Source organism: Azonexus sp. GW821-FHT04F04, from assembly GCF_059420025.1.
Window position 1 is genome coordinate 1,068,972 of sequence record NZ_JBWKSX010000001.1, and the last position, 23,129, is coordinate 1,092,100.

Below are 23,129 nucleotides of genomic sequence, written 5' to 3' on the forward strand. Positions count from 1 at the left end.
TTCAGAACATCGCGGCCAGTCCGAGCAGTACGCTGAGCAAAGCGGTCGCGATGATCATCAGCGCAAACCAGGCCATGACGCCGGCTGCTGTCACCAGATTCGCGATGTAATGGGCCTTGCGCGCGTCGTTGACCTTGAGCATTGGCCGTACGCCATGGCGGATCAGCGCCGCCGACGCCAGCCAGGCCGCCGCCACGACCAACAGATTGACCGTCAGGCTGGGCACGAACAGGGCCAGCGACGACAGCCATAGCGGCACCGGCGCAATGGCCGCCAGCGTGTAGGCATTGTCGTAACCGGGATCGTGATCCTGGCCGATGGCCATGCGCTGGATCAGCATGGCCATGAAGGAAACCATGGCCACTTGCACGGCGAACAGGACGATGCCGCTGGCCAGCAACTCGCCGCCGGTCATCGCCGGCATGGAAAGCGGAAAAACGGCACCGGGATAAACCCGTTCAGCAAAGGCGACCATCGCGGGTGGAATGATTGATAGCGGCATGACCACACCGAACAGCAACGAGCGGGCCTGTGGGTGGCTACCTTGAATATCGGACCAGCCTTCGGTTTCCGATATCAGCATTGCCGGGAAATGAGTCAGGGACATGATGAACCTCCTTGTCGCCGCCAAAAGTGCCGGATGCCGGATGCAGCAGCGGCAGGAGCGGGACAGTATTTAGAGGATCGTTGAGCCCGCGCGGTTCCACCTTTTGCTGCCCTTTTCCTACCCATTTCCACGGTCAACCCGAAAAATCGGCGAAAATTGAAATCCTGCCCAGCCCGCGAAACCCTGCCGCCGTGTCCTCCCTCGTGTTTTTCAACAAGCCTTACGGCGTCCTCAGCCAATTCACGCCGGAAGGCAAGTGGCGGGCGCTTGACGAGTTCATTCCGGTCAAGGGCGTATATGTCGCCGGCCGGCTCGATGCCGACAGCGAAGGGCTGCTCATCCTGACCGATGACGGCAAGTTGCAGGCCAAGATCGCCGACCCCAAACACAAGCTGGAAAAAACCTACTGGGCGCAGGTCGAAGGCGCGCCGGACGAAGCGGCGCTCGACAAACTGCGCGCCGGCATCGCGCTCGCCGATTTCACCGCCAAGCCGGCCAAGGTACGGCTGATCGCCGAGCCGGCCGGTCTCTGGCAGCGCGAGCCGCCAATTCGCTATCGTGCCGCGATCCCGACTGCGTGGCTGGAAATCCGCATTTCGGAGGGCAAGAACCGCCAGGTGCGGCGCATGACGGCGGCCATCGGTTATCCTACGCTCCGTCTGGTCAGGGCTGCCATCGGGGCAGCGACGCTGGACGGTCTGGCCCTTGGTGAATGGCGAAAGATCGACGGCAGTTACCAGGATTTGCAAGGAAAATTCAATGAATAAGACACTCGTCGGCCTGCTCGCCGGCCTGACCATCAGTGCTTCGACCTGGGCGCAGGGTGCCATGCCGCTTATGGAACTGAGCGCCGGCTTTCACCGCATCGAAGCCGAAGTCGCGGCCAACGACCAGAACCGCCAGGTCGGCCTGATGAACCGCAAGGCCATGCCGGTCCAGCGCGGCATGCTCTTCGTCTTCACCCAGGAAAACACCCACTGCATGTGGATGCGCAACACGCTGTTGCCGCTCTCTGTCGCCTTCATCGATGGCGAAGGCAAAATCATCAACATCGAAGACATGCAGCCGCAGACCGAAGACAACCACTGCGCCCGCCGCCCGGCCCGCTACGCCCTGGAAATGAACCTCGGCTGGTTCGCCCAGCGCGGCATCAAGCCCGGCGTCAAACTCGGCGGTCTCGACAAGGCGCCGCGTCCCCAGTAATGCCTCCGAACAAATGGCGCGTCCGCCCGACCGGAGGCCCGCTCGATGCCGACCTGGCCTCCTGGCTGACTGAACCAGGCTCGTTGACGGCGCGTTGCTTGCGCAACTGTCGCCAGTTTCGCGTCCGCCTGCTACGTTATGAAAAGGGCCTGGCGCTGGCTGACGAAGGTCTACGCCTCAAGCAATCGCGAGCCCCGGCCTGGATCCGTGAAGTGGCTCTCGAATGCGATGGCGTGCCAGTCATCTTTGCCCACACCACGCTGTCTACCGCCAGCCCCGGCCGCCTGAGTCGCTGGCTGGCCCGCCTCGGTAGCAACTCGCTCGGTTCGCTGCTGTTCACCCATCCCGGCTTTCAGCGCGGCGCCATCGAGTTTCGCCGGCTCGACCGGCGCCACCCGCTTTACCAGCGTGCCGCCGCCCTCGGCGCAACCGGCGACACGCTGTGGGCCCGCCGTTCGCTACATCGCCTCGGGGCGCAACAGGTTCTGGTCACTGAAGTGTTTCTGCCGGCAGTGGCGAGTCTCCGTTGCTGAGTGTCGATGCTCGTCGCCCGGCGAATTTTCCGGCAATTGGCCATGAAACCCGCGCCAGACCTATAATTAAATGATGAGTTTCCGATCATTTCAGGCAGTTATGCTTGCGGTCTTGGCACTTGCAGCCTCTTTCGGGTGCATGCGCGAAGAAACCACTTCGGGCCAGCCGGTGGCAAGGCCGGGCCAGCCGTCGCTGCAGGGGACGCTGTCAGGCTCGGGGGCGATGCTGGCGTTGCCTCCCGTTCCCGACTTGCCCGCCGACAAGGTTGCGCTCGGCAAACGTCTTTTCTTCGACACCCGCCTCTCCCATGACGACACGGTCGCCTGCGCCACCTGCCACCGGCTTGAGAGCGGCGGCAGTGATCGCCTGCCCGTTTCCGTCGGCATCGAAGGCCGGAAAGGTGGCGTCAATGCGCCGACAGTGTTCAACAGCAGCCTGAATTTCGTCCAGTTCTGGGACGGCCGGGCTGCCAGCCTCGAAGAGCAGGCCGCCGGGCCGGTACACAATCCTGTTGAAATGGCCTCCAGCTGGGGCGAGGTCATTACCAAGCTCAGTCGTGACGACAGCTATCGTCAGGAATTCAAGCGAATCTACCCGCAGGGCATGACCGGCGAAACCATTGTCGACGCCATCGCCACCTTCGAGCGCACACTGCTCACCCCGAACAGCCCTTTCGACCGCTACCTGTCCGGCGACAAGGAGGCGCTCACCCCGCTCGAGCGCTCCGGCTACCAGCGCTTTCTCGATTACGGCTGTGCCAGCTGCCATCAGGGCGCCGGCTTGGGGGGCAACATGTTCCAGCGCTTTGGCATCATGGACAGTTACCTCAAGGATAGTGCCGGCCGCCAGGCCGACTTCGGCCGCTTCAACGTCTCCGGACTCGACGAGGACAAAAACGTTTTCAAGGTGCCCAGCCTGCGCAATGTTGCCGTGACGCCGCCTTACCTCCATGACGGCTCGGCCGAGTCGCTCGATCAGGCGGTGATCATCATGGGGCGCTACCAGCTGGGTCGGGAATTTTCCGGCGAGGACGTCAATGCACTGGTAGCCTTCCTGCGTACCCTGACCGGCGAATGGGAAGGGAAACGGCTGGAATGAGCCTGTCCAAACCGGTGTTCGGCGTACCGCCAAGTCAGTTCCGGCTGGCCCTTGCCCTGTCAGTCGGCCTCTTCGTTTCGGCACTGACCTGGCTGTTTTTGCTGGCCGAGAAGGTTTCGCCTGAAGCCCACTTCGCCTACACCCAGAAGCTGCGCGACCTTGGCGAACTCGATGCGCGTGTTGACGGCCAGATCCTGGCCAATCGCCTCGAGCAGGTCCGGAATTACGACGCGATCACCCATTACATGAACCGGGTCGAGCTTCTTGCCAAGGAAGTCAGCGCCCCCCCGACTTTCCTCGCCACCGACGATCGCGCGGCGGTTGCTGCCACCGCCGGCGAGTTGATCGCGGCAATCGCCCGCAAATCAGGGCTGGTCGACCAGTTCAAGCGCGACAACGCCATTTTGCGCAATTCGATGGCGTTTTTTCCGATTGCGACCTCTGCCTTTCTCGATACCCAGCTCTTGTCTACGCAACCGGGCAGCCTGCGTGATCCGGCCGGGAAATATACGCGTGAGGTATTGGCTTTCGCCCATACCCCGACGCCGGAAGGGGGCGAACGAGTCGCCGCTGCGCGCGACGAACTGGCTGGCGTTGCCCTGGGAGCGCCGCAGAAACACCTGATCGACAACATCATTCGCCATGGCGACAGCATCGGCAAGCGGCTCGGCGCGCTCGATGTCCTGATGGCCGAAATTGCCGATTTGCATAGCAATTCATTGCTCGAAAAACTGACGCATGACTACGCCGACGGCCATGCCCGGGCCCACCATGCAGCCACACGCTACCGCATGGCGCTGTACGCCCTGGCGATATTGCTCACTGCTTTTCTGGCCTTTCTGTTTTTCCGGCTCGATCAGGCTCGCGGCTCGCTGGCCAAAGCCAATCGTGAACTCGGTGATCGCTACGCCGCGCAGCTTGCCGTCGAGAAGCAGCTGACCTTGCACGCTACGGCATTCCGCAGTGCTCACGACGGCATCACGCTGACCGACGCCGCCGGCAATATCCTTGACGTCAACCCGGCTTTTACGCGCATTACCGGCTGGGAGCGCAGCGAAGTCATCGGGCGCAACCCCCGCGTCCTCAAATCCGGTCGCCACGACCGCGAGTTCTACGAGGCGATGTGGAAGAGCATCAACGAAACCGATAGCTGGCGCGGCGAAATCTGGAATCGCAACAAATACGGCGAGATCTATCCGGAGCTGCTGTCAATTTCCGCCGTGCGCGAAAGCGATGGAAAACTGACCAACTACGTCGCCGTCTTCTCGGACATCGGTCGCCTCAAGGCGCAGGAGTCACAGCTGACGCAGATGGCCTATTACGATCCGCTGACCGAGCTGCCAAACCGTACGTTGCTCGCCGACCGCCTGGTTCAGGGCATTGCCCAGACCCGCCGGACGGCATCGCTGATGGCCATCTGCTATCTCGATCTCGATGGCTTCAAGCCGGTCAACGACACCTGGGGACACGGCGCCGGCGACATGGTGCTCATCGAAATCGCCAACCGCATGCGCCAGATCATGCGTGGCGGCGATACGGTGGCCCGCCTTGGCGGCGACGAGTTCGTCCTGCTCCTGCTGGGCTTTGTCAGCGAGGCCGAATGCCACGAAGCAATTCGTCGCCTGCAAGCCCAGATCGCCCTGCCGCTGACCGTTCTGCCGGAGCCTGTCAGCATCTCGGCCAGCGTCGGGGTCACGCTCTTCCCGCAAGACGACCAGGATCCGGATACCCTGCTGCGCCATGCCGACCAGGCCATGTATCGGGCCAAGCAGGCCGGCAAGAACTGCTATCAGATTTTCGACGCCGAACAGGATCGCCACACGCGCAGCCGGCGCGATCATGTGAACCGCATCCGCCAGGCGCTCGACGAGCACGAATTCGTCCTCTTCTACCAGCCCAAGGTCAACATGCGCCAGGGCAAGGTGACCGGCGCCGAGGCCCTGATCCGCTGGAACCACCCGGAGCGCGGCATTCTGGCGCCGAGCGAATTCCTGCCGCTGATCAACGACGACGTGATGGTCAAGCTGATCGGCGACTGGGTCATCGAAGCCGTGCTCGCCCAGATGGAGGTATGGCACCAGGAGGGGCTTGATCTGACGGTCAGCGTCAATGTTGCCAGCAAGCAGCTGCAGGCGCCGGAATTCGTCGAAAAGCTCAAGGCCGCGTTGTTCGTGCATCCTGATGTGGCCCATCTGCTCGAAATGGAAATCCTCGAAACGGCAGCCCTCGAAGACGTCGCCAAGACCTCGCGGGTCATCGACGAATGCCGTGCCCTCGGCGTGCGTTTCTCGCTCGACGATTTCGGTACCGGCTATTCCTCGCTGACCTATCTCAAGCGTTTGCCGGCCGAGATCATCAAGATCGACCAGAGCTTCGTCCGCGAAATTCTCAGCGACTACAACAATCTGGTCATCGTTCAGGGCGTTATCAGCCTGGCCAGCGCCTTCCAGCGGGAGATCATCGCCGAAGGCGTCGAAACGATCGAACACGGTCGCCTGCTACTTCAGCTCAATTGCGATCACGCCCAGGGCTACGGCATCGCCAAGCCGATGCCGGCCGAAAAGATCGTCGAATGGGTACGGGAATGGCAGCCCGACCCGCTGTGGCGCGAGATCAGTGAGCTGTATTGGGACGTTGCCGATTATCCGATGCTGATTGCCGAAATCCAGCTGCGTAACTGGGTCAGCCAGATCGTCTATGCCACCAACGAGGGGCAGCCGGCGCCGTGCGCGCACCTCGACAACGCGACCCGCTGCGAATTCGGCAAGTGGTATTTCGGCGATACCCGTCGCCGCTATGAAATCCACCCGGTGTTTGCCGAAATCGACCGCCCGCACCAACGTATCCACCAAATCGCTGGGCAGATCGACAACTGCTGGCGTGATGGCAGGATCGAGGCCTCGCGGAGCTACATTCCCGAACTTCTCGCTGCGCGCGACGAGACGTTGGCGCTACTCATGCGATTGCAACGCCTGGTCGGCGTTCGCCGGAGTTAGCGTGTGGTCTCCTTCTCCTTGCCGCAAGGGATACCGTCCCTACGGGACATGAAGGGGAGGAGCCACCCGCTGCGACGATCACCGTCCGCGCGAGACGCAAAGACTCAAGGCGCCGAGAGCGCGGCAAAAGCCTTGTGCAATTCAACCAGTTTGCGCCCTTGCTCCAGTCGCGTGTCCTGCATCCATTGCGGCACGGCGAGCGCTTCCGCGGCCGCACCCCAGCGCGCGGTCTCGGCGGCATCGCCGCGGCCGAGTGCCGCCTCCCACAGCGTGGCAACGGCCCAGAAGCGTTTCTTCGGATCGGCATCCTCGTCTTCGGCCGGCGCCAGCGCGAGTCGACCGACTTCGCTGCGCACACGGCGGGCGAGCACCGAGTCGGCAATGGCGTCGTCCTTGTTGCCGGCCTTGAGCCATTCGACCGCCCGCAGGTCGAGCAGGAAGGCGTAGTTGATGCCGTTGTACCAGTCGCGGCGCAACGAAAACCCGCGTTCGTAGCCGTCGACCGCAGCATTCAGGTCGTCCGGCCGGGCGTGGAGTTCCCACAGGCGTTTGTGAACGGCGCCCCACAGCCCGAGGGTTTCGGGGTCGTTGGTGGACACCGGGTCGAGTGACTTTTCCATGATGCTGCGTGCTTCGAGCAGCGCGCTTGCCGGATCGGGCTGCTTCGCCTTGTAGGTGGCGACAACCAGTTGCTGGGTGACGAAGGGGTCGTTCGGGCGCAGTTCTCTGACTTTTTGCAGTAGGGCGCGGGCGCCGGCAAAATCGCTGGCCTCGCCAGCCGGCGGATTGATTTTGGCCAATGCTTCGTCAAGCATGGCCTTTGGTGTGGCGACCGGTTCCGGGGCAGCGCCACCAACCAGTTCATCGATGAATCCGGGCAGGTGGGCCGCAGCAACGGTGAACAAACCGCCGCGTGCCTGTGGCGGTTCGGCGACGGTCGGGGCTGGCGCTGCTGCTCCCGCTGGTGCGGCGGCCCATTGTGGCGGGGTGAGCTGCGGCAGGAAGGTATAGACCGGGCTGTCGGCGCGATTCGAGGCGAGGATTTCCTCGATGGCGGTCTTCAGTTCGGCTTTGAAGCGGGCCGCCTCGCGGGCGCCGATGTCCTCGCCGAGGTGCTTGTAACGGCGGATGGCGATGTGGCCGACATCGAACGGATTCTTGAAGCCTTCCTCGGCGACGACGATGGTGGTGCGCGGCCGCAGGGCGTAGCGCACGCCAAGTTCGTAGGCGGCGTTGACGTTGTAGGTCGACAGGTCGGCGACGACGACATCGGCCTGCAGCAGCATTTCGTACATCGGGACGTCGATTACCGTCGAATGCTGGATTTCGTCGGCGCGGATCGATTGCAGCCCGGCCGCCTCAACGGCTTCCTTGATGATGGCGTAGGAGGCGTCGAGGTCGAGGACGCGGCCGTCGGTGTAGTCGGTCTTCTTGCCGAAGCCCTGAATGACGAAACAGGTTTTCATGCGAAGCCCCGCAGGTGGTCGAGGCTGACGTGTTTGGCGGCATAGGTGGTGCCGACGCGCTGGATTTGCGGCATGTGCTTGACCGAATCCATGACCTGGACCTGCTCGGCCTTGATATCGGCGAGGCCGAGCGCGTTGAGGCCGGCTTGCGAGACATCCGGGTCGTAGCGGACGTAGGCGAACTGCTTGGGAACGGTCGAGGTGACCGGGACTGCCTCGGTCGGCACCATGTCGCAGATCTCGCGGTCGATCGGCGGCCCGAAACGGCAGTCGCCAAGGACCCGGCAGGCCATGTCCCAGCCGGCCGAAGCGGCGTTCATCAGGGCGCCGGGCAGGTTTTTGGCGTTGTCGAGCAGCCACAGGTCGTCGGCATCGACATCCGGCCGCGCCTTGGCCGTGCTGCCGGTGCCGATGGAGACGATGAGCAGCTTGTCGCTGCCGGTCGGCCAGCTGATTTTGTAAGGCGCGGCGGTGACCATCTGGAAGGCGAGAAAGGCCGGATTGTTGTAGGTCGTGACGCCGCCGTCGACGAAGATGAATTGGTACTGCTTGGCCTTGTCCTCGCCGAAGGTGACGACTTCGGGCGGGAAGAAGGTGGGGGCGGCGGTGCTGGCGCGGACCAGTTGCCAGAGCGGCAGCTTGAGGTTGCAATCGTCGCGGGCGGTGTTGTTGTATTTGGCCAGCGGATTGTTGCTGACCGGCCATGGCGAATCGGTGGTGACGTTGCGCATGACCATCATGAGTAGCGTGCGCAGTTGGGCGTCGCCCAGCGTGGCATTCGGCTCGGCAGCGGTGGCGGCATGATTCAGCGCCTTGTCGAGTTCGGTGCGCAGTTTTTTGGCCAATGGCTCGTCGTTGTAGCTGTAGCGCAGGCGCTTGAGCAGCGAGGCCTTGTCGAACATTTGCTGGCCGCTGTCGACGTAAAACTTGCGGATCTGCTCGGTGCTCATGCCGGTCGCAATGCAGCTCGCAATGATCGCCCCGGTGCTCGTGCCGCAGACGAAATCGAAGTAGTCGGCGAGGACGAGGCCGGGCTTGTTGAAGCGGACGCGCAGGTCGGCTTCGAGCTTGGCGAGGATTTCGACGCTCATCAGCCCGAGGATGCCGCCGCCGTCGCAGGCGAGGATCTTTTTCGGGCCGGCGGATTGCATGCGGGTGAGGACTTGCTGATTCACGGGATTCTCCTTGTGTCGGGGCTAATGTGCGGTGTTGGGCGTGGGGGCGGGAAAGAGGGTAGCGAGAACGTCGGCAGGCTTGAGGTCGTCGCCCTGATCGATCCAGACGAAACGGTCGGCCGGGGCGTTGACCACGGCCGCCTGGGCGGCGGCGTGTTCGGTTTGGCTGTTGGTCAGGATGACGACGCGGGCGAGGTTTTGCGCCTTGGCCAGGACACCGAGTTCATGGATGCAGCCGGCGTTCTTTGCCTTGAAATTGCGCAGGTCCATGAGCACCACATCGCTGATGCCGACCAGCCGGTCGAGTGCCTGTTGCCAGGTGTTGTCATGGCAGTAGCACTCGTTGACCCGGTAGCGTCCTTCGACGTCGGGCTGGAATTCGAACTGCTGTAGACGGGTTTCGATGTCGCTGGCGTGCGAGACAAAGCGTTCGGCCAGGCGGCCATCGAGGAAGGTGAACACGTCGTCGGCGTCGATGGTGCGGTCGGCTACATCGGTGCCGGCAATGAGCACGGTATTGCCGCTCAGGCGCCAGCGTTCGATGACGCGGTCGAAAATGGCCTGGGCGTTGGCGTCCTGCTGGAACACCCGCAGGATGAGCAGGGTCGGCGGTTTGTCGATGCCGGTTGGCGCGGCAAAACGCTGCATCAGCAAGGCGCCGAGCGGTATCCACAGGAGCGGGGCGAAACAGATGACGGCACCCCAGCCAAGCTCATGGATGGTGCCGAGGGCCGGACCGACCAGGGCGATGGTCCACACTGCGGTGAACAGGTAGAAAAGCTCCGAAATGCGCCGTTCCCGGTAGGCCTGGGCGAGCCAGCGTCCAAGGGCGCGGGCCGGCCACCAGGCGATCAGCCAGGGCAGCACGGCAAACAGCGTGAAAGCGGTGGTGGCGCCCATCCAGCCGGCCAGCCAGGCGACGAAGGGGCTTTTTGCCTCGATCAGGGCGCCCAGGAGATCCAGACCGAGTTGCGACGACCCGCTGAATACGACGAACAACGGGGCCAGCCATGGCCCGACGGCGCGCGTCGCGCCGCCCAGGCAGAGGGCGGTGACGACAATGAGCGGCAGTCCGGTGTCGAACAGCATCCAGCTGACGACCTGGGCGAAGCTGACGTTTTCATTGGTGCGCCAGCTCAGCAAGGCGATGGCGAGGACCAGCCAGCCGAGCATGGCGCCGACAAAGCGCGGTCGTGACCAGCGACCGATCAAGGCGAGCACCGGCAATACCGGCCAGGCGTAGGCGGCGCCGAGGGTGGCGACGGTTTTCAGGGTGATCGGCCCGTCGGCGATGATCTGGGTCATGACCGTGCGCGTCAGGGCGATAACCAGTGTCAGTCCGATGAAGGAAATGAGCAGCCGGTGGTGCGCCTCGGTGTTGTCGGCGAGTGTCGGAAAGCGTGTGCTGCGGGCTGGCGCCGGCGGTGTGGCGGCCAGCAGAGCGGCGCCGGCCGGCGCGGTGACCGGCGCTTTCATCAGGCGCTGCATGCTCTTCCGGTAGCTGCGGGCGACGATCCAGGCGCCGACCAGCGCCAGCAGCGTGGCGACGACGAGCAGGAAGAATATCTTGCCGGAGGCCATGGTTCAGGCAAGCGCCGTGGCGCGCAGGCCGGGCACGTAGACCATCTTGCCGTGGTCGGCGATGTAGCTCAGCAGTTGGCGACGGTTCTCGCCGCTGCCCGGCGCCTTGAGCGAGATGTGCACCCAGCCCGAGTTGGGGCCTTTGGCCGGGTCGTAGCACTCGCAGATGATCTGGTCGAAATCCTTGAGGTTGTCCTTTGCCCAGTTGGCCAGGGCCAGCGTGCTCATGCCGACGATCTCGATGTCGCAAGCTTCGCCGCGTGAGTGCTGGCTGGTGCTCAGCCAGCTCGCCGGCTTGTTCTTGAGCGCCCGTTCGAGCGGGTGGCCGCGGAAAACGCTGTTCGGCGTGAAGCTGCCGAACTTGTCGCGGATTGGCTGGAGAACTTCGCGGGCCAGATGGATGGCGGCGCGCAGCTCCTTGTCGGTCGGGAAACGGTTGTCGATGCCGCGCCGGTCGGCAAGCTCCGAACGGGTCAGTTCATAGACCAGGAAGTTGGGCGCGATGCGGGTGTCGTGGCTGACGTTGGCCAGGGTGAATTGCGAAATTGGCTCATTTTTCCGGTCGACCGTGGAATCTGCCGAGCGACTGGCCGAACGCGAGACTCCACGGGATATTGGCGGCGCCGGGCGGGTGACCGGCGGCGGGAGCGGCGTGGCGCCGGACTTTGCTGTTCTCCTCACCGCCTTTACTTTCGGTGCTGCTTGCTTCGGCGTCGATTCGGTCTGGGTTTTGGCGACCACCGTAGCCGGCTCAACGCTGGTCACCGTCCGACGCCGGATGGTCTTCTGGGCCGCGCCCTTGGCGGCAACGGAGGCAGCCTGGCTCAGCTTGGCTGGGGTTTGGCGGGGGCTCATGCGAGGTCCTCCTTGATCTGGTCAATCAGCTCGACCATAGGGTCGTCGTCCGGGAAATTCAGGCGCAGGAAGTCGAGGTGCTCGGTGACCGATGAACGCTCGCGCACGCTGGCCCCACGCTGGATCGCCTGACGATAGGCCTGGCGTGCCGAGTCGGCGGGGCCGGCGGCTTTGCGCCGGCTGCCCGGCAACTGGTCGGCCATGCTGTGCACGAGGTCGAGATCGGCCAGGCTGGCGCTGTCCCAGAAGTTCGGGGCGCTCGCGTTACGCTTGTCGAGTTCCTTGCGCAGGCGGGCGACGTCCTGTTTGAGCGTGGACAGCCCGAGCAGCGGCGGCTGGTCGGCCGGCTGTTCCGGGTAAAAGCGGCGAATGAGCAGGGCGGCGCTGGCCCAGTTGGTGAAGGCGTAGGCCTTGCCCTCGCGGGCGTAGGCATCGCGGTAATGCTCGGCCATGTTGACCAGGGCTTCGCAGCGTCCGGCGGCGGTTTCGATCAGCGCCAGGCGCTTGTAGGCACTGCCGAGCAGGCTCAGCCGTTCGCTGGTCGGGCCGCTGGCGCACAGCCCGGCGAGCCGGTCGATGGCCTGTTCGATGTCCTGGCGCAGGCTGGCGCGCAGGGTGTTGTCACGCTGCCCGTCGTCGGCGGCCAGCCAGCGACTGCCAGCCAGGCGGACTTCGTAATTGGCCAGTTGCTCGATGACGCGCACGCTGCATTGCCCGGATTCGGCGGTGAGTGCTGCGCGCAGGCTGGCGATGGCTTTTTCCCATTCGCCGGCTTCACCCCAGACAAAGCCGAGTGCCGCCGCCACATCGGCCCGCTTGGCCCAGGCTTGCTGGGTGGGCGGAATGCGTTTGAGGCGGCGGTCGAGGCGCTCGGCAATGTCCGAGCTGTCGCCGCCGTCACGCAGGCCGCTGGCCAGGTTGTCGAGATCGACGGCCAGTTCGTGCGGCGTCATGTAGGGCGGTGCCTCGGCGTAGTGCGCCACGCCGTCGCGCGACAACCGGAAATTCGGGTCGCCGTAGCACTGGTAGGCGCCCCAGGTATTGACGTTGTCGCAGACGACGAAAATCTCTTCGCGGGCGGCGCGTACCGCTTCGCCGAAGAAGCCGCCGGCCATCATGTGGCGGTAGAAAGCGTCGGCGAAGGCCTTGCCGGCGACGTCGTCAACGGCCCAGCCGGCAGCGATGACGGCCTTGACGCCCATGTTGATGAACTGCTCGGCGAGGTTGGCGGCGAGCACGCCGGGCTCGGTCTTGCCGAGACCGTCGATGCGTCCGAGGTGGCAGCAGTTGATGAAGACCAGCTCGGGCACCCAGCGCATCTGCTCGATGTCGCCCGGGGTCAGGATGGTGTCGAGGCCGATGACCATCCCAGAACGGGCAACGGCCATTTTCGCCGATTTGTAGTCATGCACACCGTGCCCGGCCAGGTGGAGGATGCGCCACTTCTCGCGGTGCAGCGCTTCGAGGATGGCCGGCGTCCGTTCGTCGATGCGGTCGGTGACATCGTAGCCGGCATTGGCCAGGGTGCCGACGACGCTCAGCGCCTCGTTGCGGGCGCCGGGCAGATCAGCGAAGTCGGGCGAGTTGCCGAGGTCCGGGTTGCCGATGACGAGCGCCGTGTCGTTCGGCGCGTAGGCCGGCCGGGCGCGGAAGTTTCTGGTCTTGAACTGGCGGATCATGCCGGCATTGACGGCCGGCGGGCGCGGGCTGCTACCCCAGCGGTCTTCGAGCAATTCCCACGGATAGCGGGCCGAACGCTTGTCGACGAGGACCACGAGGTTGCCCTGCTGGCTCGACAGTTCCTTGACGCGGACCGGCAGCAGCAGTTCGAACAGCGTTTTGGCCGCCTCGGCGTTGCGGTTGGTGTCCTGGCTGGCCATTTCGATGAAGGAGTCGGCCAGCGACAACTGGCCGGTGGCCATGGTTTCCTCGGCGCGCGCCTTGTCGGTCGGGAAGATGAAGCGCAGCGACTGGTCGTTGTGCTCGTCCTCGATGATTTCCAGGCGGTGCCACCATTCCGGCGACTCGTCGGCGCGCAGCCGGTGCTGGCCGGCCTGGCCGGCCTCGATGGCCATCGCGTTCCAGCGCAGGCTGGCCGCCAGATCGACGTTGTCGATGGCCTTGCGCAGGGCGTGGGCGGCCGAGATGGCGAGGTCTTCATAGAGTTCGACGAACTCGACGCGGTCGATTACCACCCGGCCGTCCATTTCGTTGCCGACCAGCCGGGCGTTGGCGGCAATCGCCGCGCGCAGCACTGCTTCGACGGCATCGCCGATCGGCACGCCGCCGGCGCCGGTGCCGATGAGCAGGCAGCTGATGGCGGCCGAGCGCGGCCGGCTGGCTTCGCCAAAACGGTCGTCCGGCCAGTGGGCAACGCGTAGCGCGTAGTCGAGCAGGGCGCTGCGCATGGCTTCTTCGAGCTGACCGGGGCCGAGCTTGCCGACCTCGCCGAGGCCGACGACCAGGGCGCCGGCCGGCTTGGCCGTCGGGCTGTCGTTGAAGAAAGTGGTGCAGGTGCCGAGCGGGCCGGGGTAGATGCCGAGATCGGCGCGGCCCGACAGGGCGCCGTCGAGCTGGCGGTCGAGCGCCTTCTCGGCGCTGACGATGGTGTCGCCCTGGTAGTGGCCGACGACCACCGGGTGCCGGGCATAGGCCAGGCTACCGTGGGTGATGCCGATATCGATGGTGAGGCCGGATTTTTCGACAATCCCACGGTCAACCGGAATTCCGCCCGAAAATCCAAATGTGCCGATCTCGTCCGGGCCGGGAATGCTGTCGGCCAGCGGCATGCTCGGCAGAACAAAACGGTCCTCGCCGCCAGCCGCGCGCGACTGGGCCGGGGGCGCGGCGGGGAGCAGCGTCGTGCTGCCCTTGACGAGCAGATCAAGATAGCCGGGAAAGGCCTTGGGCTGGGCGCACAGCGCGTCGTGCGCAGTGTCTTCGACGTACCACATCGGCACGCCGGGCAGGCGGCCGGAATCCCAGCTCACCGTGCCGTCGCCGGAGGCGGTGGCGATGAATTCGAGCTTCTTGCGCTGGCTCGGCGGCTCGTCTTCGCGGCTGATCAGCTGGTAGTCGATGACGGTGGCCGGCTGGCAACCGGCGACGTAGCACATCAGCGGATCGGCCGGTGCGGCGCGCAGGCGTTGCCACGAGATGGCCGCCTCCTTGAGCGTCGCCGCATCGGCCAGATTCCAGTCGGCCTCGGTGCTTTCCCTGATCGCCTGCCAGTGCGTGAGGTCGGTGAAATCGGGATCGCGCGGGGCGAAGGGGAGCAGTTCGAGCAGGCCGGGATAGTTGCGAACGATATCGATGATCTCGTCGGTGCCGTGCGTGATGTCGAGCAGCGTCAGCTTGGCCTGTGTCGGGTTGAAGCCGGTCAGCCAGCGCACCGCCTCGTAGGAGCCGAGGTTGGGCGTGCCGAGCATCAGGAAACGGCTGCCGGGCAGGTGCGAGATGCGCTGCCAGAGCGCGGTGCCAGGCCCCTTGTCGGCGATCATCGAACGGACGACGAGGCCGCCCATCGAGTGGGCGACGAGGCGCAGCGGCTGTTGCGTGCGTTCGGCCCGGTCGACGAGCGGGGCCAGGGTTTCGGCCAGGCGTGTGGCAGCCTCGCGGATCGAATGGCGCCAGTCGTAGGGGAAGACTTCGACGTCATGGCTGCGCGCCAGGAAGTCGACCAGCGGGCCATAGAAGTCTTCGACGAGTCCGACCGGCACAATGTCCGGTTTGCCCATGCGCAGCTTGCCCAGACCGCCGGCAAACAGCGCGCCGTATTTCAGCCATATTTCCTGGTCGCCAGCCTTCAATTCGCTGCCCATGGTGCCGGGCAGGACGACGGCAATCGGCCGCGGCACGTTGTCGGCACGTTTGCGCCGGAAGGCCCGGGCGGCGCGCGGCGCCTTGGCTTCGATGGGCAGGAAGCCGCCGCTGTCCTGATCGCTGCGACTCAGTGCGGCGCGCAGCCAGTTGATGCTCTGGCCGTTGGTGAAATAGCGGAAGTGATTGACCTTGGCGCCCTGATCCTTGCGATAGCGGGCGCCACTGGCGAGGCGCGGCAGGCCGCCGAGCATCGAGGCGGTATCGACGACAAGGTCGTGCTCGTTCTTGTAGAACCAGTCGGTGGCCAGCACCTTGAGCGAATTCCACAGCGAATCGCCGCCCTCGATGTCGCCGGCGATGACCGACAGATCGGCATCGGTGGCCAGGGCCGGCAAGCTGTTGAGCAGGCGGGTCAGGGCCGAGCCGGGAATCATCGCCTCGACGCCGGGCAGGGTGCGCGGGTCGGTGCGTTCGGCGACGATGGCCTGCATGAAATCGACGGCGCCGCCGATCACGCCGTTGCCGAGCGAGGTAAACGACAGATAGTCGAGCACCGACAGCCAGCGGTCGAGCCGCCCGGAGGCCAGCGTCGTGCCGCGGGCAGGGCAGGCGACACGGGCAAAGCGGCTGACGCGAATTTTCTTCTTGCCGAGCAGCGTGACGAATTTGCCGAGCAACTCGCGGTCGGCCGCGTAGGCGGCGTTGCGCGCCTTCTCTTCGTCGGCCGACAACGGCGCCAGGCCCATTTGCGGGGCAATGCTACGGTCAACGGCAAAAAAGGTCTGAATTTGAAGTGGCGTCAGGACGTCAGCCAGCTTGGCGCAGCCGGAAAGGCAGAGCAGTTCGCCGACCAGGCCGCCGCGCGAGTGCGAGACGAGATGGACATCAGCGTTGTCGGGTAGCCGCTCGAGCAGAGCCATGGCGTTCTGGATCGGGCTTTCGGTCAGGGTCCGGTGTTCGAGGCCGAAAATCCGGTCGCCGTAAGTCGTCGCCAGTGTCGCGCGGAATTTCAGCGCATCGGCATTGCGCGGGTCCCACAGCTTGCCGTAGCTGCCGGCGGTGCTCGACGCCGTGCCGTGGATGAAAACGAGGATCGGCCCCTGGGCTGCGGGGAGCGGACCTGTGCCGGGAACCGCCGTGAGCGCCAGCTTGTCGCCGCCACCGATGCGGTAAAGCCCCGGCGTCTTGTTTTCCAGCGACTTTTCCTCGAAAACCTTGCCGATCTTGCCGGCCACTTTTTTACTGATATCGACGCCGAAAAATTCCAGCACACGAATGGCCAACCCGGCCGCCCCGCGTTCGCTGACTACCGCCCGGCGCGGTGTCAGGCGGGTGAATTCCCAGGCGCCGCCGGCGCCGCGCGGTGGCGGGCTGCCGTATTCGCGGGTCAGGTCGTCGGCCCGGCTCCACAGCACAAAGCCGTTTTCTAGGGCGACGCGCACCACCGTTTCCGGCTTGACCTCGATCTCCTCGCCGGCGCCATCGCGGGCGCTGCCCGGGGCGAGGCGGAAGAGCGGTTCCGGCCCGCCGGGCAGGCTGGCCCCGCGGCTGCCGGCACCGATTTTGGTGCCGCGAATGCGTATCGTGCGTGTCGTCATGCTGTGTCTCCTCTACTGCCTGCCGGGGCCGGGGTGAATCAGGTCAATGCCTTGCGCGTCTTGGCGGCGCCTGTGCCGAACAGTTGCGGCGTTTGCGGATAGCTGGCCGAGGGCAGGCTCTTCAGAATGGCCTTGTACCAGTCGTTGTAGGTTGCCTCGGGCTTGAGCGCCTTGAGCGTCTTGAGGGCGTAGTAGGTGAAGGCGCCGTTGTAGCGGCCGTTAATTTTCGCGTCGTAGCTGTAGTTGTTGGGGCCTTCCTTGCAACCGGCCAGCAACAGGTCGCCGACCTGCTTGACGAAGGCGCTGGCCAGCGGCGAGGTGCCGATTGGCGCGACCATGGTCTGCGCCGTCTTGCCGGCGAAGTTCTTGGGCAGACGGTTGGCCGGCAGCCAGTTGCCCATCGGCATGAAGCGCGGCCGGGTGTCGGCGTCTTTGTCGGCCTTGGCGGCGCGCGTCACGGTGCCGGAATGGCAGCTGTCGGCAATCAGCAGCAGGCGGGCGCCGCCCTTGCGGGTGCTGAAGATGGCCTTGATTTCGTCGTCGGTCAGGGCGCTGCCGCTGGTCTGCAGGTCGTAGGGGCAAAGCGCCTCGTCGAGGCCGTCCACCTCGTCGCCGTCTTCATCCGGCTGGTAGGTGCCGTGGCCGGAAAAGGTGATGACCAGGCTGTCGCCCTTGCCGCCGCTGGCGATCAGCTTGGCCATGGCGTCGACCATGGCGGCCTTGGTCGCCTTGTCGTCGAGCAGCAGCGTGGTCTTGTAGCCGCGCGCGGCGAGGACGGCCGACCAGTCCTGGGCATCATTGACGCAGCCCTGCAGGTCCATGTGGGTGCCGGGGTAATTGTTGATGCCGATGCAGAGGGCAATCTTCTTGGCCATGATTCGTCTCCTTTTGAGTTGGTTCGCAAAGCGCTGAAAGCAACAGGGTGGATCAATAGTATGACATTCAGATTACCAGAGCTGGCGCGTGTCCAGCCAGTGAACCTGGCCGGTTCGTCGTTTGACCTCGCGCACCATGTGCGCCGTGCCGCCGGCGCCGTCGCCGCCGTCGCCGTTCCACAGGCAGATGAAGCGGACCCGGCTGAGGCCCTGGGCCAGCGCACTGTAGAGCAGCCACAGGTTGCAGCGCTCGAAGGCATTCATCTCGCGGCCGTCGCGGTCGCGCGGCAGCGGGCCGAGTTCGTCCGGCATGATGCGCGGCGGCAGGGTGAGTTTGTCGCGCAGGGCGAGATAGCGCTGGCGCCAGGCTTCGCCATTGGCCGAGGGGAGGATCGAGGCTTCGATGAAATCCGGCTCTTCGAGCGGTAGCAGCATCTGGAAAGGCACGCCGCGGGCCAGGCAGGCTTCGCCGAACAGGATGTCGCCACCGGCTGCGCCCTGGGCGAAAGCGAGGTCGTCCGGGCCGGCGCCGAGGCTGTCGAGCAGCTCGCCGATGCGGGCGGCGGCGATGGCTTCCTTGTCGGCCGGAAAGCGCGCATCGGCCCGGTCGGGGCGGTCGATCATGTGGCCGGAAAAGAGAAAGACCTTGTCCGGCTGGCGCTGGCTGGCTGGCGGCTTGAGGCGCAGCATGGCGCGTTCGAGCGTGGCCAGGGCCATGGTCACGTTGTCCGGGCGGAAGCCGAGCGCCGAGAGCAGGGCAAGGTGTTTGTAGGTCGCTTCGAGGGCCAGCCAGTCGTTGTCGGCGTGGGCGATGGCCTCGCGAAAGGCGGCGCCGACGGCGGCCGGGTCACCATCGATGATGGCCAGCGCGCCGAGGTTGGCCAGCGCCCAGAAAAGGCAGGCATCGTTGCGCTCGCAAGAGGCCGCCCAGGCGACGCCGCCGGCCATGATGGCGGCCTCCCTGTCGTAACGCGTATCGCCGGTCAGGTCGCGGTAAACGTGCATCATCATCACCGCGTTGATGCCCGACAGGTAGTGGCCCGGGCTGCTCCGGAAGGCCCGGCTGTAGCTCAGGATGGTGTCGCGCAGCAGGGCATCTTCGTAGGCCGCATCGCTGCGCATCTGCTCCGGCGTGTGACCCGGGATGCGCCAGGCTCTGACCCATTCCTCCTTGTCCAGGCGGCCGAGCAGTTCCCAGGCTTCAATATCGTCTTCGTTGTCGGCGATGAGCTTCTTGTAGGCGGCCCGTGCTTCGTCGGTGCGGCCAAGGCGTTGCAGGCAGACGCCGCGCTGGCTGGCGGCTTGGTGGTTGTCGGGGGCAAATTCGAGGGCCAGGTCGCATTGTTCGAGGGCGAAATGGAAGTGCGCCATGCGGCGCAGCGCCTCGCCGGCCTTGAGATGGGCCTCGACACGCAGCGGCGTGGCCGGCGCCTCGTCGGCCAGGACGAGAATGTCCTCCGGGTGGTTGGCGTTGCGCGCCACCTCGATGCGGGTCGCCCATTCGTCGTGGTTTTCCCAGTACTCCAGCGCGTTGCCGACGCGTAGCCGCGTCCAGTCCGGTTCCTCGAGATTGGGCAGGAGGCTGTACACCGGGCTGGTCTTGCGCCCGCGCCAGGCGTTCAGCGTCAGGCGCGCCATGTTGGCCAGCGCCGCGATGTCGGCGGCCAGCCTCTGCGGATCGGGGGCGCCGTCCTGCACGTGGTAAGTCAGCTTGCGGTCGGTGTAGATGTCGAAGGGCTGGGCTGCCCGCGGACCCTGGACGAGGATGACGCCGCGCGCCCGCAAGGCATGGCGGACGCCGAGTTCGTACCAGACATTGGGATTGTCGAGCGTCAGGTCGGCGACCACGAGGTCGGCCATCAACAGTTCCTGGAAAAGGTCGGCGCGGATGTCGCCGGCGCCCTGTTCCTCGTCGGCCCGCAGCACTTCGAGCCCGGCACTCTCCAGCGCCGGCCGGATCAGTTCGGCATAAACCCGGTCGAAATCGACCAGCCGGCCGTCATCGGCGGCTTTGATACCGAACGGCATGGCGACGAAGACATGCAGACTCATGGGCGCCCCTCTGTTGGCCTGCCTCAAAGCCGACCCCTGCTGCGAACTTTGGTTGATCGCTGGCGGGCGGTTTGCGGCATTTTTTTGATGCACTGCCGACTTGCCTGCATGCAAGTCGTTGAACCATCTTAAACCGATGATCGTGTCATGCCAAGCGCCTTTGTCCCTGTATCGGCAAGGTGAAATTTCACGGTCAACCGGAAAAAACAGCCAAAAATGAAATGCCGCGGCAGCGATCCGGCTGCCGGGCCCAGCCGTCTTTTCCGGAAAGACGGGAATTCAGACAAGAGCGAATCCCGCTTCGACCCTTGCGCCGCGCTTTCAGATCGTGCTATCAGTGCCCGATGACCCTCACCATTCCTTCCGCCACGCTTCCCAAGGCCGTCTTTCCATGAGTGCCAACAACCCCCGCCGTCGCCTCGCCACCGAGCTTGCCGCAGCGGCCGCCGCCTATCAGGTTGCCGCCATCATCCCCCATTGCGCCGAATGCTCGAAGCCGTGCTGCCGACTCGACGTGCTCGTTCTTGAGCTGGAATGGAAACAGATCAAGACCCTCTGGCAACTCGGCGAATCGCGCCCCGCCTTCGATCGGCGCCTCGCCGCCGGCCAGGGCCCCGAAGAAATCCGGGCCGGAAACGGGCTCTACTACGCCCACAGCAAACCCTGCCCCGCCTACGACCAAAGCTGCGGCGCCTGCCGGGTCTACGACCAGGAAGCCAAGCCGGTCGGCTGCACCGACTTCCCGGTCTACGAAGATGACGGCTGCGTCATCGCCGACCTGCGCTGCGAAGCCGTGAACCTCGATGCCCTGACCGCCTGGATTGCCCGCGCCGTCGGACCGGCGTATCGCGTCATCAAATCCGCCGACGCGGAATTCCCCTTTTTGGTCACGCTGACAGTGAAGCGAGTGGCCGGCAAGGGCTGAAAGCTGAATCAGAAAGGGGCGGTTGGACTCTTTTTGAGTTTCAGGAAATGAGTCTCGGTGGGGTACTGCGGCTCTCCGGCAATGGCCGACATTGGACTGACTGAAGTGAGAAATCCTCGGCGCGGCGAGTTTTGGCTCATCACTTCAGGCGACTACTGCCAATTGTTACCCCCTGACTTTACTTTTGGCATAGAGTTGTCGTGTGAGTCGAGGACATAACTCAAATGCCCCATTTTTTGATTAACAACAACATCAGGCTATCGGGCTTTGTCGATGGCAACCCGGTGGCGACCTTCATCATCGATGCCGACCATCGCGTTGTTTGCTGGAACAAGGCCTGCGAAGCATTGACCGGCATTGTTGCGGAACGGGTCATCGGTACCCGGGACCATTGGCGGGCGTTCTACGCGAGTGAACGACCGATCATGGCCGACCTGATCCTCGACGGTGGGAAAGAAGCCGATATCCGGTATTTCTACCGGGACAAGTTCCAGTCCTCCCCATTGATTGCGGGGGCCTGTGAGGCCGAAGACTTTTTCCCCGATTTCGGGGATGACGGTCGCTGGTTGCATTTCACCGCTGCTCCCATCCTGGACGACCAGGGCAAGGTGGTTGGCGCCATCGAGACCTTGCAGGACATCACTGAACGACGCCGTGCCGAGGCGGCTCTCAGTGAGAAAGAGGCATTTGTTTCGCAGGTGGTGGAAAGCAATTCAGTGCCCACCATGGTTATCGATAGCGAGCATCGCATTACGCACTGGAACCGGGCCTGCGAAGTCCTTACCGGGCTCCATGTCGACAACGTGCGCTTGTCGCGGGACCACTGGCATCCTTCGTTTGCCGACGCCCGGCCTTTTCTGGCCGATCTCGTCCTGGACGGGGCCATCGAGGCAGATTTTCATCGTTTTTACCGAGGCAATCTTCGGAAGTCCTCCCTGGTTGATGGCGCTTTCGAGGCTGAGGAGTTCGTCGAGGGAGTCGACGGAGTCGGGAAATGGCTGTTTTTCACGGCCACGGCTCTGCGGAGCAGGGACGGTGTAGTGATTGGCGCCATCGAAACCATGCAGGATGTGACCGAGCGCCGCATGGCCGAGGAGTCGCTGCGCGAAAGCGAGGAGCGTTACCGTCACTTGAGTCTGACGGACTCGTTGACCCAGCTCAGCAACGCCCGCCAGTTCAACATGGCCCTTGATCAGGAACTGGAACGTTCGGTTCGTTACCGCCGTCCTCTGACCTTGCTCATTGTCGATGTGGACGACTTCAAACAGGTTAACGACACTTGGGGGCATGCCGAGGGCGACCGTGTTCTGCAGACCCTGGCAGGCATCATCCAGTCATGCCTGCGCCATACGGATAGTGCCTATCGCTATGGCGGTGAGGAGTTTGCCGTACTGATGCCCGAGACGGATGCCGTTGCCGGTGTCATATTTGGCGAGCGCCTGCGCCTCAGCTTTGTGGAAAGCCCCCTAACACTCTCCGGCGGCACGCTGCTGAATGTCAGTATCAGCATCGGCGTCACCGAATACTGTCCTGGTGACGATGTGCATAGCCTGTTTTGCCGGGCGGACGAAGGCATGTACAAGGCCAAACGCCTCGGCAAGAACCGCGTGGTCGTCGTCGAACCACCGAGTGGGCCCTAGCGCCAAGGGGCACTGTTTAGGCGACAAAAGATAAAAAATGGCCCGGGAGAAACCTCTCCCGGGCCATTTTTTCAGCGACTAAAAATCAGGCGAAGTTGGCTTCGGCGAACGACCAGTTGACCATCGAGGCCAGGAAGGTTTCGACGAATTTCGGGCGCATGTTGCGGTAGTCGATGTAGTAGGCGTGTTCCCAGACGTCGACGCAGAGCAGGGCCTTGTCGCCGGTGGTCAGCGGGGTGCCGGCGGCGCCCATGTTGACGATGTCCACCGAGCCGTCGGCCTTCTTGACCAGCCAGGTCCAGCCGGAACCGAAGTTGCCGACGGCGGAGGTCTGGAAGGCGGTCTTGAAGGCGTCGAGCGAACCCCACTTGGCGTCGATGGCTGCAGCCAGGGCACCCTTCGGAGCGCCGCCGCCGTTCGGGGTCAGGCAGTTCCAGAAGAAGGTGTGGTTCCAGACCTGGGCTGCGTTGTTGTAGATGCCGCCGGCCGGGGCCTTCTTGACGATGGCTTCGAGGTCGAGGTTTTCGTACTCGGTGCCCTTGATCAGGTTGTTCAGGTTGGTGACATAGGCCTGATGGTGCTTGCTGTAGTGGTAGTCAAAGGTCTCGGCCGACATGTGCGGGGCGAGGGCGTCTTTGGCAAACGGCAGGGCGGGCAGTTGATGTTCCATTTATGTTCTCCGTTGGGGTTTGATGAGGGGTG

The 23,129-nt window shown here is 64.3% G+C and carries 16 protein-coding genes; 7 read left to right on the forward strand and 9 right to left on the reverse strand.

What is annotated here, in order from left to right:
• Position 1: 1 nt before the first annotated feature.
• Positions 2–607, reverse strand: coding sequence for a YIP1 family protein (locus AC07TV_RS05230; RefSeq protein ID WP_494647338.1), 606 nt, complete (start codon positions 605–607; stop codon positions 2–4).
• Between the two features lie 191 nt (positions 608–798).
• Here AC07TV_RS05230 and AC07TV_RS05235 point away from each other — a divergent pair, with 191 nt between their 5' ends.
• The 5 genes from AC07TV_RS05235 to AC07TV_RS05255 all read left to right on the forward strand — a co-directional run bounded on the left by AC07TV_RS05235 (position 799) and on the right by AC07TV_RS05255 (position 6,438).
• Complete coding sequence (locus tag AC07TV_RS05235) at positions 799–1,374, forward strand: pseudouridine synthase (RefSeq protein WP_494647339.1); 576 nt, start codon at positions 799–801, stop codon at positions 1,372–1,374.
• Entirely contained in the window at positions 1,367–1,810 is a 444-nt protein-coding gene (locus AC07TV_RS05240) for a DUF192 domain-containing protein (protein ID WP_494647340.1), read from the forward strand. The genes AC07TV_RS05235 and AC07TV_RS05240 overlap by 8 nt, the downstream gene beginning before the upstream one ends.
• Complete coding sequence (locus AC07TV_RS05245; protein ID WP_494647341.1) at positions 1,810–2,343, forward strand: chorismate--pyruvate lyase family protein; 534 nt, start codon at positions 1,810–1,812, stop codon at positions 2,341–2,343. Before AC07TV_RS05240 ends, AC07TV_RS05245 begins: the two co-directional genes overlap by 1 nt.
• 139 nt (positions 2,344–2,482) lie before the next feature.
• On the forward strand, positions 2,483–3,442 hold the full coding sequence (locus AC07TV_RS05250; RefSeq protein ID WP_494647342.1) for a cytochrome-c peroxidase: 960 nt from the start codon (positions 2,483–2,485) through the stop codon (positions 3,440–3,442).
• Complete coding sequence (locus AC07TV_RS05255; RefSeq protein ID WP_494647343.1) at positions 3,439–6,438, forward strand: EAL domain-containing protein; 3,000 nt, start codon at positions 3,439–3,441, stop codon at positions 6,436–6,438. The genes AC07TV_RS05250 and AC07TV_RS05255 overlap by 4 nt, the downstream gene beginning before the upstream one ends.
• A gap of 104 nt (positions 6,439–6,542) precedes the next feature.
• Here AC07TV_RS05255 and AC07TV_RS05260 read toward each other — a convergent pair whose 3' ends face one another.
• The 7 genes from AC07TV_RS05260 to AC07TV_RS05290 form a co-directional block, all read right to left on the reverse strand.
• A complete protein-coding gene (locus tag AC07TV_RS05260) occupies positions 6,543–7,904 on the reverse strand; it encodes a tetratricopeptide repeat-containing protein (protein WP_494647344.1) in 1,362 nt (453 codons plus the stop codon).
• Positions 7,901–9,079, reverse strand: a complete 1,179-nt coding sequence (locus tag AC07TV_RS05265; RefSeq protein ID WP_494647345.1) for a patatin-like phospholipase family protein — start codon at positions 9,077–9,079, stop codon at positions 7,901–7,903. Before AC07TV_RS05265 ends, AC07TV_RS05260 begins: the two co-directional genes overlap by 4 nt.
• A gap of 21 nt (positions 9,080–9,100) precedes the next feature.
• On the reverse strand, positions 9,101–10,660 hold the full coding sequence (locus tag AC07TV_RS05270; protein WP_494647346.1) for a hypothetical protein: 1,560 nt from the start codon (positions 10,658–10,660) through the stop codon (positions 9,101–9,103).
• A 3-nt stretch (positions 10,661–10,663) separates the two neighbouring features.
• A complete protein-coding gene (locus tag AC07TV_RS05275; RefSeq protein WP_494647347.1) occupies positions 10,664–11,515 on the reverse strand; it encodes a D-Ala-D-Ala carboxypeptidase family metallohydrolase in 852 nt (283 codons plus the stop codon).
• A complete protein-coding gene (locus tag AC07TV_RS05280; RefSeq protein ID WP_494647348.1) occupies positions 11,512–16,935 on the reverse strand; it encodes a DUF7379 domain-containing protein in 5,424 nt (1,807 codons plus the stop codon). The genes AC07TV_RS05275 and AC07TV_RS05280 overlap by 4 nt, the downstream gene beginning before the upstream one ends.
• A gap of 38 nt (positions 16,936–16,973) precedes the next feature.
• Complete coding sequence (locus AC07TV_RS05285) at positions 16,974–17,810, reverse strand: caspase family protein (RefSeq protein WP_494647349.1); 837 nt, start codon at positions 17,808–17,810, stop codon at positions 16,974–16,976.
• A 72-nt stretch (positions 17,811–17,882) separates the two neighbouring features.
• Entirely contained in the window at positions 17,883–19,862 is a 1,980-nt protein-coding gene (locus tag AC07TV_RS05290) for a tetratricopeptide repeat protein (RefSeq protein WP_494647350.1), read from the reverse strand.
• Positions 19,863–20,253: 391 nt separating this feature from the next.
• On the opposite strand from AC07TV_RS05290, the gene AC07TV_RS05295 reads away from it, so the two are divergent.
• Both AC07TV_RS05295 and AC07TV_RS05300 read left to right on the forward strand, forming a co-directional pair.
• The gene (locus AC07TV_RS05295; RefSeq protein WP_494647351.1) at positions 20,254–20,787 is read left to right on the forward strand and encodes a hypothetical protein; all 534 of its coding nucleotides are present in this window, start codon (positions 20,254–20,256) and stop codon (positions 20,785–20,787) included.
• A 224-nt stretch (positions 20,788–21,011) separates the two neighbouring features.
• Positions 21,012–22,427, forward strand: a complete 1,416-nt coding sequence (locus tag AC07TV_RS05300) for a sensor domain-containing diguanylate cyclase (RefSeq protein ID WP_494647352.1) — start codon at positions 21,012–21,014, stop codon at positions 22,425–22,427.
• Between the two features lie 85 nt (positions 22,428–22,512).
• Here the strand turns inward: AC07TV_RS05300 and AC07TV_RS05305 are convergent, their stop codons facing one another.
• Entirely contained in the window at positions 22,513–23,097 is a 585-nt protein-coding gene (locus AC07TV_RS05305; RefSeq protein ID WP_494647353.1) for a superoxide dismutase, read from the reverse strand.
• Positions 23,098–23,129: the final 32 nt, after the last annotated feature.